This is a genomic window from Pseudonocardia wallangbongensis (genome assembly GCF_054486945.1).
Window position 1 is genome coordinate 714,948 of the sequence record NZ_JBRERS010000002.1, and the last position, 14,349, is coordinate 729,296.

The 14,349-nt window shown below is 73.4% G+C and carries 17 protein-coding genes; 8 read left to right on the forward strand and 9 right to left on the reverse strand.

Annotated elements, in window-relative coordinates:
• Positions 1-27 precede the first annotated feature (27 nt).
• A complete protein-coding gene (locus tag ACU436_RS09720; RefSeq protein WP_459023768.1) occupies positions 28-717 on the forward strand; it encodes a TetR family transcriptional regulator in 690 nt (229 codons plus the stop codon).
• Positions 718-1,057: 340 nt separating this feature from the next.
• Positions 1,058-1,240 carry a DUF7455 domain-containing protein gene (locus tag ACU436_RS09725; RefSeq protein WP_459023769.1) on the forward strand — a complete coding sequence of 61 codons (183 nt, stop codon included), beginning with the start codon at positions 1,058-1,060 and terminating at the stop codon, positions 1,238-1,240.
• A gap of 325 nt (positions 1,241-1,565) precedes the next feature.
• Here the strand turns inward: ACU436_RS09725 and purE are convergent, their stop codons facing one another.
• Together purE and ACU436_RS09735 are read right to left on the reverse strand one after the other, a co-directional pair.
• A complete protein-coding gene (purE, locus tag ACU436_RS09730) occupies positions 1,566-2,069 on the reverse strand; it encodes a 5-(carboxyamino)imidazole ribonucleotide mutase (protein ID WP_459023770.1) in 504 nt (167 codons plus the stop codon).
• The gene (locus tag ACU436_RS09735) at positions 2,062-3,294 is read right to left on the reverse strand and encodes a 5-(carboxyamino)imidazole ribonucleotide synthase (protein WP_459023771.1); all 1,233 of its coding nucleotides are present in this window, start codon (positions 3,292-3,294) and stop codon (positions 2,062-2,064) included. Before ACU436_RS09735 ends, purE begins: the two co-directional genes overlap by 8 nt.
• Before the next feature lie 57 nt (positions 3,295-3,351).
• Between ACU436_RS09735 and ACU436_RS09740 the strand changes: the two genes are divergently transcribed.
• On the forward strand, positions 3,352-3,861 hold the full coding sequence (locus ACU436_RS09740; RefSeq protein WP_459023773.1) for a GtrA family protein: 510 nt from the start codon (positions 3,352-3,354) through the stop codon (positions 3,859-3,861).
• A gap of 15 nt (positions 3,862-3,876) precedes the next feature.
• Here the strand turns inward: ACU436_RS09740 and ACU436_RS09745 are convergent, their stop codons facing one another.
• A complete protein-coding gene (locus ACU436_RS09745) occupies positions 3,877-5,145 on the reverse strand; it encodes an ATP-binding protein (RefSeq protein ID WP_459023775.1) in 1,269 nt (422 codons plus the stop codon).
• A 9-nt stretch (positions 5,146-5,154) separates the two neighbouring features.
• Positions 5,155-5,811, reverse strand: coding sequence for a response regulator transcription factor (locus tag ACU436_RS09750; RefSeq protein ID WP_459023776.1), 657 nt, complete (start codon positions 5,809-5,811; stop codon positions 5,155-5,157).
• A 538-nt stretch (positions 5,812-6,349) separates the two neighbouring features.
• Here ACU436_RS09750 and ACU436_RS09755 point away from each other — a divergent pair.
• The 3 genes from ACU436_RS09755 (at position 6,350) to ACU436_RS09765 (ending at position 8,169) form a co-directional block, all read left to right on the forward strand.
• On the forward strand, positions 6,350-6,859 hold the full coding sequence (locus ACU436_RS09755; protein WP_459023777.1) for a DinB family protein: 510 nt from the start codon (positions 6,350-6,352) through the stop codon (positions 6,857-6,859).
• 7 nt (positions 6,860-6,866) lie between these two features.
• Positions 6,867-7,649, forward strand: a complete 783-nt coding sequence (gene hisN / locus ACU436_RS09760) for a histidinol-phosphatase (protein ID WP_459023779.1) — start codon at positions 6,867-6,869, stop codon at positions 7,647-7,649.
• A 73-nt stretch (positions 7,650-7,722) separates the two neighbouring features.
• Positions 7,723-8,169: a MaoC family dehydratase gene (locus ACU436_RS09765; protein ID WP_459023781.1), complete on the forward strand. Its 447-nt coding sequence runs from the start codon at positions 7,723-7,725 to the stop codon at positions 8,167-8,169.
• A 3-nt stretch (positions 8,170-8,172) separates the two neighbouring features.
• Here the strand turns inward: ACU436_RS09765 and ACU436_RS09770 are convergent, their stop codons facing one another.
• The 5 genes from ACU436_RS09770 to ACU436_RS09790 are packed head-to-tail and all read right to left on the reverse strand — an operon-like array spanning position 8,173 to position 12,300.
• Entirely contained in the window at positions 8,173-9,342 is a 1,170-nt protein-coding gene (locus tag ACU436_RS09770; protein WP_459023783.1) for an LLM class flavin-dependent oxidoreductase, read from the reverse strand.
• Positions 9,343-9,402: 60 nt separating this feature from the next.
• Entirely contained in the window at positions 9,403-9,981 is a 579-nt protein-coding gene (locus ACU436_RS09775) for a Uma2 family endonuclease (RefSeq protein WP_459023785.1), read from the reverse strand.
• A 51-nt stretch (positions 9,982-10,032) separates the two neighbouring features.
• Positions 10,033-10,953, reverse strand: a complete 921-nt coding sequence (locus tag ACU436_RS09780) for a hydroxymethylglutaryl-CoA lyase (RefSeq protein WP_459023786.1) — start codon at positions 10,951-10,953, stop codon at positions 10,033-10,035.
• Between the two features lie 14 nt (positions 10,954-10,967).
• Positions 10,968-11,447, reverse strand: a complete 480-nt coding sequence (locus tag ACU436_RS09785) for a PH domain-containing protein (RefSeq protein WP_459023788.1) — start codon at positions 11,445-11,447, stop codon at positions 10,968-10,970.
• Positions 11,448-11,493: 46 nt separating this feature from the next.
• On the reverse strand, positions 11,494-12,300 hold the full coding sequence (locus ACU436_RS09790) for a biotin--[acetyl-CoA-carboxylase] ligase (RefSeq protein ID WP_459023790.1): 807 nt from the start codon (positions 12,298-12,300) through the stop codon (positions 11,494-11,496).
• Between the two features lie 177 nt (positions 12,301-12,477).
• Between ACU436_RS09790 and ACU436_RS09795 the strand changes: the two genes are divergently transcribed.
• Together ACU436_RS09795 and ACU436_RS09800 are read left to right on the forward strand one after the other, a co-directional pair.
• Positions 12,478-14,109, forward strand: a complete 1,632-nt coding sequence (locus ACU436_RS09795; RefSeq protein WP_459023792.1) for an acyl-CoA carboxylase subunit beta — start codon at positions 12,478-12,480, stop codon at positions 14,107-14,109.
• Entirely contained in the window at positions 14,106-14,348 is a 243-nt protein-coding gene (locus ACU436_RS09800) for an acyl-CoA carboxylase epsilon subunit (RefSeq protein WP_459023793.1), read from the forward strand. Before ACU436_RS09795 ends, ACU436_RS09800 begins: the two co-directional genes overlap by 4 nt.
• Position 14,349: the final 1 nt, after the last annotated feature.

Sequence of the window (14,349 nt, forward strand, 5' to 3'; positions counted from 1 at the left end):
TACACCGCCGCTGTTACCCTCCGTGCCATGAACTCCCGTCGCGGTCGCTCGGCCGAGGGACGCGCGGAGGTGCGGCGCGAGCTCGTCGCGGCCGCCGTGCGACTGTTCCGCACCCGCGGCTACGACGAGACGACGGTCGACGACATCGCGGCCGCGGCGGGCGTCGGGCGGCGGACCTTCTTCCGCTACTTCCCGAGCAAGGAGGACGCGATCTCGCCCGACCACGAGGTCGGGCTCGCGCGGATCGCCGAGGTGTTCGCGGCCGCTCACCCGACGGAGCCCGTTGCGGTGCTCGTGGTGCGCGCCGGGGAGACCGTCTTCGACCTGTACGCCGACGATCCCGCGCTCTCCGTGGAACGCTTCCGCCTCACGCACGAGGTGCCGGCCCTGCGCGACCGCGAGTCGGCGCGGGTGGACCACTACCGCCGGCTGTTCACCCGCCGGCTGCGGGAGCGCTTCGCCTGCGAGCAGGACGGCGACCTGCGGGCCGCGGTGACCGGCGCCGCCGTCGTGGCCGCCCACAACCTCGCGCTGCGCGCCTGGCTCGCCGACGGCGGCCGGGCCGACCGGCTGGACGGCTACCGGGCCCGGTTCCGGAAGGTGGTGGACCTGCTGCCGGGCGAGCCCGGTGCAGCGGAGCCGGCGCTGCACGGCGTGACGGACCGGCTCGAGGCTGCCGTCGCCCGCCTGGAACGCCAGGGCGCGAACGGGCAGTGACGAGTACCACAGCACCGTCGCGGCGTCCACCGCAGGTGTGGGGGTCAGCCCCCATCGTCAAGGTGAGGCTGGCGGGAGTCCGACGGGAGGGCAGCGGGGTGGCAGCCCCGTCGCCCGGTGCCGGATGCTTCTCCTTGCCGCAGACAGCGATCCGATGGACAGCGATCGGGCGGGACGGAGAACGACGATGAGCACGCAGGCGCCCCCCTCAGCCACCGTGAGCTCGCCACTCTCCCCGCTCCCGATCGCTTCGGGATCCGCGGCACGGTCGGCGAACTGGTCGTGGGCGGCAGGCACCTCCACGACCAGTCCGCTGCACTCCGGCTAGCGGGAGGGCCTCATGTTCACCGCCGACACGGTTCCCGTCCTCACCAGCCAGGACCTCTGCGACCGCTGCCCGGCCACGGCCCACGTGCGGGCCGTGCTCCCGGCCGGGAACGACCTGTTGTTCTGCGAGCACCACGCCCGCCAGCACGCACCCCGGCTGCGTGAGATCGGCGCGCTGCTCTCGCCCGAGCCCTGAGCTCCCCGGCACCCGCCGCGGACCCGGTCGCCGTCGCGATCGGGCTCGCGGTGGTGAGGCCGTGCCTCGGACGTGCGTGATCCCCGGGCCGCAGCGAACTGCGTCACCGAGCTGGACGGGCTCGGACCCGGGGATCACGGGTGACTGCCTGGGATTTGCCGGCACCACACCGGCTTCCACAACGGCCGTCGGAAACGAGTCCTTGTGGTGCTAGCGGACAGCCACCTCACGAGTCCTGTAGCTATTCAACGCTGGACCACCTCCTCTCCCGTGTACCGCCACACTACGACCGGCGGCGGGCGGCGCGCCACGAGAATTCCGCAGATCACTTCTCGGCGGCGGCGGCGCGCAGCGCGGCGTCCTTGACGAGCACGGAGGCGGCGAGGTCCGCCTGGAAGCGCACCATCCGCTCGCGCAGCGCGGGATCCCCGGCCGCGAGGATGCGGACGGCGAGCAGCCCCGCGTTGCGGGCCCCGCCGACGGCCACGGTGGCCACCGGCACGCCCGCCGGCATCTGGGCGATCGAGAGCAGCGAGTCGAGCCCGTCGAGCTGGGCGAGCGGCACCGGAACGCCGATCACCGGCAGCGGGGTGGCGGCGGCGACCATCCCGGGCAGGTGAGCCGCCCCACCGGCCCCGGCGATCACCACGCGCAAGCCCCGCTCGGCCGCGCTCGTGGCGTAGTCGAGCATGCGCTGCGGGGTGCGGTGCGCGGAGTACACCCCGACCTCGTAGGGCACCTCGAACTCGGCGACCGCGTCGGCCGCGGCCTGCATGACGCGCCAGTCCGAGTCGCTGCCCATGATCACGCCGACCTGCGGGTCAGGCATTCCGCACCTCCTGGGGCGTCGGGAGGCCGGTGTGCGACGACCAGCCGTCCGGCCACTCGGCCGTGGACAGCCACGCCGCGGCGAGTGCCGCCCGCGCCCGCACCGCTGTCATGTCGTCGCCGAGCACGGTGACGTGCCCGATCTTGCGGGCCGGCCGCTCGCCCTTGCCGTAGAGGTGCACCTTGACGTCCGGGAACCGGGCGAGCAGGTGGTGCACCCGCTCATCCATCGACATCGCGGGCGACTGCGCCGCCCCGAGCACGTTGGCCATCACCACGGCGGGCGCCGTGGGCGCGGTGGCGCCGAGCGGGTAGTCCAGCACGGCGCGCAGGTGCTGCTCGAACTGCGACGTGCGGGCGCCCTCGATCGTCCAGTGCCCGGAGTTGTGCGGGCGCATCGCCAGCTCGTTGACGACCAGTTCCCCACCGGTCCGCTCGAACAGCTCCACCGCCAGCAGCCCGGTGACCCCGAGCTCCGCCGCGATCCGCAGCGCCATCCCCTGCGCGCCCGCGGCCACGTCCGGATCCAGGCCGGGAGCCGGGGCGAGCACCTGCACGCACTGGCCGTCCTCCTGCACGGTCTCCACCACCGGCCACGCGGCCGCCTGGCCGAACGGGGAGCGCGCGACGAGCGCGGCCAGCTCCCTGCGCATCGGCACGGCCTCCTCGACGAGCAGCGGTGTGCCGGCCGCGAGCAGCTCGGCGACGAGCTCGGGTTCCGGACCGCGCAGGAACCACACGCCGCGCCCGTCGTACCCGCCCCGTGCCGCCTTGAGCACGACGGGCCAGCCGTGCTCGGCGGCGAACCCCGCGACGTCGCCCGGCTCCCGCACCTCGATGAACGCCGGCCCGGCCAGGCCCAGCCCGGCGAGCCTGCGGCGCATGACGAGCTTGTCCTGCGCGTGCAGCAGCGCGTCGGGGCCGGGGTGGACGGGCACGCCTGCGTCGACGAGGGCGCGCAGGTTCTCCTGCGGGACCTGCTCGTGGTCGAACGTGACGGCCGAGCAGCCGCGGGCGAACGCGCGCAGGGCGGGCAGGTCGGAGGCCGCGCCGGCGTGCACGTCGGCGCAGACGATGGCGGCGGGGTCGGCCGGGTCGGCGGCGAGCACGCGCAGCGACTGGCCGAGTGCGATGGCGGCCTGGTGCGTCATGCGGGCGAGCTGCCCGGCACCGACCATCCCGACGACTGGCAGGCGCCCGGCGGGGTGCGAGCGGGTGGCGTCCACGGTGGAGGAAGCCTACCGGCGGGCCGTCCGGCACCGGCGTCTGGCACGATCGAACAGGTGTCCGTTGTCGAGTCGGCGCTCGCGATCATCCCGCAGCCGTACCGCGACGTCGCCATCAAGCACCGTGAGCTGGTGAAGTTCGCGTTCGTCGGCGGCACTACCTGGGTGATCGACACCGTGGTGTTCCTGCTGCTCAAGTCCACGGTACTGGCCGAGAAGCCGCTCACGGCGAAGATCATCGCGGTGTTGGTGGCGACGATCGTGTCCTACGTGCTCAACCGGGAGTGGTCGTTCCGCACCCGCGGGGGCCGGGAACGCCACCACGAGGCGGCGCTGTTCTTCCTCGTCAGCGGCGTCGGCGTGGCCGTCTACTCGGCGCCGCTCGCGATCTCGCGCTACGTGTTCCACCTCTCGGTACCGGAGGTGAGCCTCCTCACCCAGGAGGTCTCCGACTTCGTCAGCGGCCAGATCATCGGCGTGCTGGTCGGCATGGCGTTCCGCTGGTGGGCCTTCCGCCGCTTCGTCTTCCCGGACCAGGACGTCCGCAGGCGGGTTCCGGCCGGCTAGTTCTCCGAACCGGGCTCAGCGGGGCAACGACGTGCGGCGCGGTGCCGCCGACACCACGTCGTCCGCCCTGGCCGCCGGCAGGAAGATCGTGAAGACCGGCGGGCGGGCCCGGGACAGCTCCAGCCGACCGCCGTCGGCCTCGACGAGCGCGCGGGCCAGCGCGAGCCCGATGCCGGTGGACGAGCCGACCGACACGCCGCGGTCGAACACGTGCGGTACGAGCTCCTCCGGCACGCCCGCGCCCGCGTCGGTGACCTCCACGAGCAGGCTGGTCTCGGCCGCGCGGGCGCTGAGGGTGACCGTGCCGGAGCCGTGCTGGATCGCGTTGTCGAGCAGCGCCCCGATCGCCTCGCGGATCCGGGCCGGCGTGACCCGGGCGAGCAGCCCTTCCGGCACCCGGACCTTGAGCGAGCGCCCATCGGCCTTCAGGGCGGGCCGCCACTCCTCCGCGACGGCCGAGAGTGCCTCCCGCAGGTCCTGGGGCTCGGCGCCGGCGGCCCGGGCGACCCGGGCGGCCTCCAGCAGCTCGTCGAGCACCTCCGCGAGCCGCTCGGCCTGCTCCAGCGCGGCGAGCGCCTCGCCGCGCGCCGTGGGGTCGGGATGGGACGCGAGCTCGTCGAGCCGCAACTGCAGCGCGGTGAGGCGGCTGCGCAGCTGGTGGGACACGTCCCCGACGAGCGCCCGCTCCCGCTGCAGCAGGTCCGCGAGCGCGACCGCGGACGTGTCGAGCACGTCCGACACCCGGTCCAGCTCCGGGATCCCGTGGCGGCCGGGCGCGGCACGGAAGTCACCGGCGCCGAGCCGCGCCGCCCGATCGGCCACCCCGCGCAGCGGCTCGGCGAGGCGCCGCGCCGTGACGGTGGCGACGACCGCGCCGGTGCCGACCGACAGCACGACGAGCAGCAGCACCACGGCCGTCACCTGCAGCTGCTCGGTGCGCATCAGCTGCAGCGGCTCCTGCATGACGAGCACGTCGCCCGGCGCGAAGGGCAGCGACTCGGACACCGGGTCGTCCCCCACGTCCGCGCCCACCACCTGATCCGGCACGCCCGTGCGCTGCAGCACGAGCCGCCCACCCGTCGGCACGGCGAGCTCGATGGACGCGCGGTCGATCGTGGCGCCCCCGGTGTCCAGCCGGGCGGCCACCTGTTCGAGGCGCGACAGCAGGTCCGCGCGGTGGATGTCCTCCACCAGCCGCCACGTGGTGATCGCGAGCGGGCCACCGAGCACGAGCGCGGTGATGGCGACGACGAGCAACGTCGACTGCAGGATCCGGCGGCGCATACCCGACTTCTAGTCGTGGTTGAAGCGGAAGCCGACGCCGCGCACCGTGGCGATCCTGCGCTCCCCGCCGATCTTGCGGCGCAGCCACGACATGTGCATGTCCAGCGTCTTGGACGTCTTCATCTCCGGGTCGTTCCACACCTCACGCAGGATCTCCTCCCGCGTGACGACCTGGCCCGCACGCAGGAGCAACACCCGCAGCAGCTCGAACTCCTTGTTGGCGAGGCCCACCTCGGCACCGTCGACGAGCACCCGGCGGCCGGAGAGCTCCATCCGCACACCGCCCACCTCGACGGCCTCGGGGGTGAGCCGGCGCAGCAGGGCCCGCACGCGTGCGAGCAGCTCCGCGAGCCGGAACGGCTTGCCGACGTAGTCGTCGGCGCCCGCGTCGAGCCCGACGACGAAGTCGACCTCGTCGGTGCGGGCGGTGAGCATCAGCACCGGCAGGTCCGCGTCGTCCAGCCGTACGCGCCGGCAGACCTCGAGACCGTCCATGCCGGGCAGGCCCAGGTCGAGCACGAGCAGGTCCACCTGGCCGCGCCGCACGCGCTCGAGCGCGGCGGCGCCGTCGGTGGCGACCTCGACGACGTACCCCTCTCGCTGCAGCGCCCGGGACAGGGGCTCGGCGATCGCGGTGTCGTCCTCGGCAAGCAGGACGGTGGTCACCGAGCCAGTCTAGGAGTGCGCCGAAGCACCCCGGCCGTAGCGAGCGGCGGCCAGGTGGTGTCATGGAGCGCGCACTCGGCAGGAACGGGCTCGTCGGGAACCGGCGTGCCGGACAGACGGGGACGGCCGCCAACGCAACCTCAGGATCCGGTGGTGCACTCAACCCCAGGCGACGGGGCGACGAAGCGGGCCGAAACGCGCGCGAGGCCGGCGGCGGGAGGCGGGGCAGGATGCGGCCGGTCGGGTACGGCGGGCCCACCGCAGCGGGATCCCCATCGGATGCCCGCGCCGCGCCCCGGTGCGACCCGTGATCGATGCGAGCAGCACCCCGCTGCCACCGCGACCGCGTGATCGTCGAGTGCGGTCACAGAACCGCACCGGTGCGGCCTGAGAACCGCATGCGCTGATCAAGCCCGGGCAGCGCGCCCCAATTCGGCGGCACCCTCCATGCGGCCGCTCCCAACCGGGCACAGCCCGAGAGGGCCCGCACCCCGTCCCCCGTCACCCACCCCGGTCGACGGGGCGGATCATCGGATCCGTGTCCGACGACGAGCGACCACGCCCACCCGCCGCCGCCGCCGAGCGCACCATGCTCGCGGGGTGGCTCGAGTTCCACCGTGCCACCCTCGAGCTGAAATGTGCCGGCCTCACCCCCGCCCAACTCGCCACCCGCGCCGCGGAGCCGTCCGGCCTGTCGCTGCTCGGGCTCGTCCGCCACATGGCCGACGTCGAACGCAGCTGGTTCCGGCGCGGCCTGGGCGGCGAGGACGCCCCGCCGGTGTTCTACTCCGACGCCGATCCGGACGGCGACTTCGACAACGTCGACCCCGCGACCGCGGACGCCGACTTCGCCACGTGGCGGGTCGAGTGCGCGCGGGCCAGGGAGATCGCCGCGGCCATCCCGTCGCTGGACGTGATGATGACCCGCCGCAACGGGGAGGCGGTGTCGGCCCGCTGGGTGCTTCACCACATGGTGGAGGAGTACGCCCGCCACAACGGCCACGCCGACCTGCTGCGGGAGCGGATCGACGGCGTCACCGGTGAATGAGGCAGGCTTGCCCCTCGTGGACGCCGATCTCGAGCTCGCCCTGCGCCTCGCCGACACGGCCGATGCGATCACCCTCGCGCGCTTCCGGGCCGCCGACCTGCGGGTCACCCGCAAACCCGACCGCACACCCGTCACCGACGCCGACACCGCCGTCGAGGACGCGCTCCGCGCCACGATCGCAGCGGTTCGCCCCGGCGACGCGGTGCTCGGCGAGGAGCGCGGTGGCGGCGTGGCCGACGCGGAGCGCGGCTGGGTGCTCGACCCGATCGACGGCACGAAGAACTACTCGCGCGGGGTGCCGGTGTGGGCCACGCTGGTCGCGCTCACCCTGCGGGGCGAGCCGGTGGTCGGCGTCGCGAGCGCGCCGGCGCTAGGCCGGCGCTGGTGGGCTGCACGCGGCGCGGGCGCCTGGAGCTCCGATCCGTCCGGCACCCGGCGGATCACGGTCTCCGGTGTGGGCGAGCTGGCCGACGCCTACCTCTCCACCACCGACGTCAAGACGTTCACCGAGATCGGCCGCCGGGACGACTACCTGCGGCTGGTCGACTCGTGCTGGGAGACGCGCGCGTTCGGCGACTTCTGGATGTACTGCCTGGTGGCCGAGGGCGTGCTCGACGTCGCCGTCGACGCCGTGGCGAGCCCGTGGGACCTCGCGGCCCTCGTGCCGATCCTCACCGAGGCGGGGGGCACGCTCACCGACCTCGCGGGTGTCGAGACGTTCGCCGGTGGCGACGGGCTCGCCTCGAACGGGGCCGTCCACAAGGCGGCGCTCGCAATCGTCGGGCGATGAGCGAGCGTCAGCGAACGAATCGATGTCACAGCGCCAGCGCGAAGCGCCGGCCGAGCGCCGGCGAGGACGTGCGATGAGTGTGGAGCTCTTCTTCGAGGACTTCCCGCCCGGCCGGGTCTTCGACCTGGGCACCACGGTCGTCGACCGCGACGAGATGGTCACCTTCGCCCGCCGGTTCGACCCGCAGCCGTTCCACGTGGACGACGAGGCCGGCAAGGCGTCGCTCTTCGGCGCGCTCGCGGCGTCGGGCTGGTTCACCGCGTCGCTGTGGATGCGCGCCTACGTCGACGGCGTGCTCGCCCGCGCCGCCTCCCTCGGCTCACCGGGCGGTGAGGAGATCGCCTGGCCCGCGCCGGTGTTCGCGGGCGACGAGCTGCGCGCCGCGATGGAGGTGCTGGAGGCCCGCCGCTCCCGCAGCCGCCCGACCATGGGCCTGGTGAAGCTGCGCGCCTCCCTGCACCGCGCCGACGAGCTGGTCTTCCGCAGCGTGTTCACGGGGATGTTCGGCACCCGCGACTAGACACTAGCCGCGGTCGGCCAGCTCCTTCTGGTACTTCTCCGTCATGTGCGCGACGGCCGCCACCTGCTGCTCGGCGTGACCGGAGCGGGTCTCGCTCGCCCGTGCCTTGGCGTCCAGCGTGGCCTGCGCCTGCCCCTGGAACCGCGGCATGACGTGCTGCGCGATCAGCTCGTAGGAGCGGCGGGTGGCCTGCGGGTTCGCCCATTCGTGCGCGAGCAGCAGCATCGCGCCGAAGCCGCCGGACTGGTCGACGAGCCGCTGCACCTGCGCGGCCGCGTCCTCCGGCGTGCCGATGGCGCCGATCCCGGCCTCGTTGACGAAATCGATCATCTCCCGCACGTCGCCGCCCTCCACGGCCATCTGCGGGAACGCGGCGACCTTCTGGAAGTAGCGGAACCACTGCTCGATGCCGTGCTCGACGTCGCGGTAGGCCTGCTCGCGCGTCTCCGCGACGTGCATGAGCCCGACCAGCCGCCATGCCGCCCGGTCCACCGCGGTGCCGTAGGTGGAGGCCCGCTCCTCCATGACGTTCCAGTGGTGGGCCAGCGCGTCGAAGCCCTCCTTGGTGAGCGTGGCCCCGATCGAGAGCAGCCCGACGCCGTGCCGGCCCGCCAGCCGCGGCCCGGTGGGCGAGGCCACCGCGGCCACCGCGACGTCGAACAGCGGGTCGGAGTAGGGCCGCAGGTGCAGCCGGGCGTCGATCAGCTGGTGGGTGCGGGTGGTGGCCGTGACGGGCTCGTCGCCGCGCAGCAGCCGCATGACGATGTCGAGGTTCTCCTCGAGCAGCTCGCGGGTGTCGGTGGGGTTGAGCCCGATCATCGCCGAGTCGGTGGGCAGGGAGCCGGGGCCGACGCCGAGCATCACCCGCCCGCGCGTCAGGTGGTCGAGCAGCACCATCCGCTCCGCCACCCACAGCGGGTTGTGGTAGCTCAGCGAGGTCACGCCCGTGCCGAACCGGATGCGGCGCGTGCGCTCGGCCGCCGCGGCGATGAAGATCTCCGGCGACGCGATGATCTCCGAACCCGCGGAGTGGTGCTCACCGATCCACGCCTCGTCATACCCCAGCTCGTCGAGGTGCTCGACGAGCCGCAGGTCACGCTGCAGCGCGCTGGTCGGGTTCTCCCCCGCGGGGTGGAAGGGGGCCAGGAAGATGCCGAACCGCAGTCGGGACACGGGCTGCTCCAGTCGTCGCTGACGGGGAGCTTCGACCGTAGGCACGATCGGCCCGCCGGGTCACCCCTCCGTTGGGTTGGGGCGCCGGTTCACGAGCGACCGGATGTCGATCCGCATCGGGAACGGCTCATGAACGGTCAGCACGCCCGTGGCCGTCTGGCTCTCCACGTAGCCGTCGCCGGGAGCGCCCAGCCCGTACACCGTGATCGATGGCGCGGGTGGGTCGAGGTCGACGACCCAGTAGTGGGGGATCCCCGCCTCGGCGTACTCGAAGTGCTTCATGTGAGTGTCGATCTTGCGGGAGCCCGGCGAGATGATCTCGGCGGCAAGCAGCACGTCGCCGGCCGATACCCGATTCTCAGGGACCTCTGCACGCACCATGACGAGATCGGGCGCACGGACGGTCGCGGGTCCCTCGGCCTGCACGACGACCTCGAAGTCGGGGACGACATCCCAGTCCACGGGCAACTGCCGTTCCATCTGGGAGGCTAGTCGCGTGACCGCGAGCTGATGCCTCTTTGCCGGTTTCGGTGACACGACGAGCACGCCCTCCTGCAGCTCGTAGTGCGCCGAGTCGTCCTCGGGCAGGGCGTCCCACTCGTCGAGAGTCATCAGCTCTCGGGGGATCGGCAGCGCCACCGCCCACCTCCTCGATCGGTCCGCACCATTGTGTCGCAGGCCACTGACAAACTACTTCGCGCCGCCGAGCGCCCGCACCACCCGCGACGGCGAGGGCCGGCCCAGCCGCTCGGCCATCCACACGCTCGTGGCGACCAGCGCGTCGAGGTCCACCCCGTGCCCGACGCCGAGGCCGTCGAGCATCCAGACCAGGTCCTCGGTGGCGAGGTTGCCGGTGGCCGACTCGGCGTAGGGGCAGCCGCCGAGACCGCCCGCGCTCGCGTCCACGGTGCGGACGCCGTGGCGCAGGGCGGCGAGCGTGTTGGCGAGCGCCTGGCCGTAGGTGTCGTGGAAGTGCACCGCGATCTGGCGGACGGGCACCCCGGCCGCGACGCAGGCGTCCAGCACCGCGTCGACGTGCCCGGGGGTGCCGGTGCCGATCGTGTCGCCGAGGGAGATCTGGTGGCAGCCCATCTCGGCGAGCCGGCGCGTCACCGTCGCCACCTGCTCGGGCGCCACGGCGCCCTCCCACGGGTCGCCGAAGCACATCGAGACGTACCCGCGCACCCGCAGGCCGGCCGCGAGCGCCCGCTCCACCACCGGCCCGAACATGGCGAACTGCGAGTCGAGGGTGCGGTTGAGGTTGCGCTCGGCGAAGGTCTCGGTGGCGCTGGCGAAGATCGCGACGTGCGAGACGCCGGCGTCGAGCGCCCGGTCGAGGCCGCGCTCGTTGGGCACCAGCACCGGGTAGTCCACGCCTTCGGCGCGGACGAGCCTGCGCAGGAGATCGCCGGCGTCCGCGAGCTGGGGCACCCACTTGGGGTGCACGAAGCTGGTGGCCTCCAGCACCCGCAGTCCCGCGGCGGCGAGCCGGTGCAGGAACTCCGCCTTCACCTCCACGGGCACGATCGCGGACTCGTTCTGCAGCCCGTCCCTCGCCCCGACCTCGTAGATCGTGACGTGCTCCGGCAGCCCGGCTGCGGGCATCTGCATGGGCAACGGTCTCGTCAATCGGCCACCTCGTCGTAGAGCACGGCGTGCACGTGCCGCACGCCCGGGATGTCGTCGAACTCGAGCGACTCGTCGGAGTCCGACTCGACGACCAGCGTGCCCGCTCCGAGCATCCGCTCCAACAGTCCCTGCCGGAACCGCACGCTGCTGATCCGCTTCAGGGGGATGTCCATTCCCCGGCGGGTGAACACGCCCTCCCGCACGAGCACGCGGCGGTCGGTCACCACGAAGTGGGTGGTGCGCCAGCGCACCACCGGGTACACCGTGAACCGGCCGACGAGCGCGAGGCCGGCCGCCGTGAGCCCGAGCCACGCCCAGGCCGCCCAGGTCTGCGCGCTCACGAGCGCGGCGAGGAAGCTGGCGACCCCCACGACGAGCAGCAGCACGACCACCGGCACCAGGAGCATCTTCCAGTGCGGGTGCCGGTGCACGACCACCTGCTCGTCCTCGACGAGCAGGTCGTCCGGGTAGGCCACGCGGCCCACGTTAGGCGTTGGCCGGGTGGTGCCGAAGGACGGCGCGCTACCCCGACGGGCGCAGGTGCACCACGTCGCCGGCGGCGACGGCGCGGCGGTGGCCCGCCGCGTCGAGGATCAGGAGCCGCCCGTCGCGGTCGACGTCCTCGGCGATGCCGCGCAGGCCCGCGCCCCCGGGCAGCTCGACCTTGACCTCGGAGCCGAGGGTGACGCATCCGGCCCGGTAGTCGGCGCGCAGCCCGGTGGACTCCGCGTCGCCGCGGCCGTCGCGCCACTCCGCTTCCCGCTCGGCGAGGCGGTCCAGGAAGGTGGCGAGCACGTGCGTGCGGTCGACGACGGCGCCCTCACCTGCGAGCGACGTGGCTCCCGGCTGGTCGGGGGGCGAGGCCGCGACGTTCAGCCCGATCCCGACCACGACGGCCGGCCGGGCGGAGTCGGCGACCTCGGCGAGGATGCCCGCCGCCTTGCGCTGCCCCGGTCCGAGCAGCAGGTCGTTGGGCCACTTGAGCCCTGCAGGGACGTCGCAGACCGCACGGATGCTGTCGAGCAGCGCGAGCCCGACCAGCAACGGCAGCCAGGCGAACCGGGTGGGGGGCACGCCCGTGGGGCGCAGCAGCACGCTGACCGTGATCCCGGTGCCGGGCGGGGCCACCCAGGTGCGGGCCAGCCGGCCCCGGCCGGCCTCCTGGTGTTCCGCGACGAGGACGGTGCGGTCGGGCGCACCGTCCGCGGCGGCGGCGAGGAGGTCCGCGTTGGTGGATCCGGTGCGCTCCACCACGTCGACCTGCGCCCACGGCCCGGTGAGCGCAGCCCTCAGCGCGGCTGCGTCCAGCGGCTCGACGGTCCGGTGCATGCCTCGTGACGCTACCGGCGAGCCACCAGACCTGCTGGCCTTTGCCTCCTCCCTCGACGGACGGCGGCCGCGCGTCGCCGGGCGCGCGGCGGGCTGCGTCGGGAGGCGCTGCAACTCCGCGGCTGCGTGACGCGCATCGCGTCGGCGGAGCGGCGGGCGGCATTAGGCTCCGGGGCCATGAGCGCCGCAACGGAGCCGTTCGCGTCCGGCCCCGACGAGCCCGACATCCACACGACCGCGGGCAAGGTCGCCGACCTGTACCAGCGCATGGATGACGCGGTGCACGCCGGCAGCGAGGCCGCGATCGAGCGGCAGCACGCGAAGGGCCGGCAGACCGCGCGCGAACGCGTCGACCAGCTGCTCGATCCCGACTCGTTCGTCGAGATCGACGCGCTCACCCGGCACCGCTCCACGAACTTCGGGATGCAGGACAAGCGCCCGCTCGGCGACGGCGTGGTCACCGGCACCGGCACGATCGACGGCCGGCCGGTCGCGGTGTTCAGCCAGGACGCCACGGTGTTCGGCGGCGCGCTCGGCGAGGTGTACGGCGAGAAGATCGTCAAGGTGATGGACCTGGCCACCAAGATCGGTTGCCCGGTCATCGGGATCAACGACGGCGGCGGCGCGCGCATCCAGGAGGGCGTGGTCGCGCTCGGGCTCTACGGCGAGATCTTCGTGCGCAACGTCCGCAGCTCCGGGGTGATCCCGCAGATCTCACTGGTGTTGGGGCCGTGCGCGGGCGGTGCCGTGTACTCGCCCGCCATCACGGACTTCACGGTGATGGTCGACGGCACGAGCCACATGTTCATCACCGGCCCGGACATCATCAAGACGGTCACGGGTGAGGACGTCGACTTCGAGGAGCTCGGCGGCGGCCGGGCGCACAACACGAAGTCCGGGGTGGCCCACTACCTCGCGGACGACGAGGCCGACGCCTTCTCCTACGTGAAGGAACTGCTGTCGTTCCTGCCGTCCAACAACCTGTCCGAGCCGCCGTCCTACCCCGCGCCGGAGCCGACCGGAGGTGCCTTCGCCGACGCGCTCACCGAGAGCGACCTCGAGCTCGACGCGATCGTCCCGGACTCGCCCAACACCCCGTACGACATCCACGACGTGATCACCCGGGTGCTGGACGACGGCGAGTTCCTCGAGGTGCACGCGCTCTTCGCGCCCAACATCGTGGTCGGCTTCGGGCGGGTCGACGGCCGCTCGGTCGGCGTGGTCGCGAACCAGCCCACCCAGTTCGCGGGCTGCCTGGACATCGACGCCTCCGAGAAGGCGGCCCGGTTCGTCCGCACGTGCGACGCGTTCAACGTCCCGATCCTCACGTTCGTGGACGTCCCCGGCTTCCTGCCCGGCACCGACCAGGAGTGGAACGGGATCATCCGCCGCGGCGCGAAGCTGATCTACGCCTACGCCGAGGCCACCGTCCCCAAGGTCACCGTGATCACCCGCAAGGCCTACGGCGGGGCGTACGACGTGATGGGCTCGAAGCACCTCGGGGCGGACGTGAACCTCGCCTGGCCCACGGCGCAGATCGCCGTCACCGGTGCGGCGGGTGCGGTCAGCATCCTCCACCGCAAGGAGCTCGGCGCGCTGTCGGGCGACGAGCTGGCCGCCCGCCGGGTGGACCTGCAGCAGGAGTACGAGGACACCCTCGCCAACCCGTACATCGCGGCCGACCGCGGGTACATCGACGGCGTCATCCCGCCCTCGCACACCCGCGGTCACGTCGCGCGTGCACTGCGGCTGCTCGCCACGAAACGCGAGGCCGTGCCGGCGCGCAAGCACGGGAACATCCCGCTGTGACGACGGCCGACGGGCCGGGCACCCCTGAGGAGCGCAGGGCGGCGTTCCGCGTGCTCAGCGGCGAGCCGTCGGACGCGGAGCTCGCGGCGCTGACGGTCGTGCTCGCGGCCGCCACGGCAGCCCCTCCCGACCAGGTGGCGCCCACCGTTCCCGACCGCTGGTCCGACCCCGCCATGCGCTTCCGCGCACCGCTGCACCCGGGCCCCGGGGCGTGGCGCGCCTCGACCTGGCCCCGCTGAA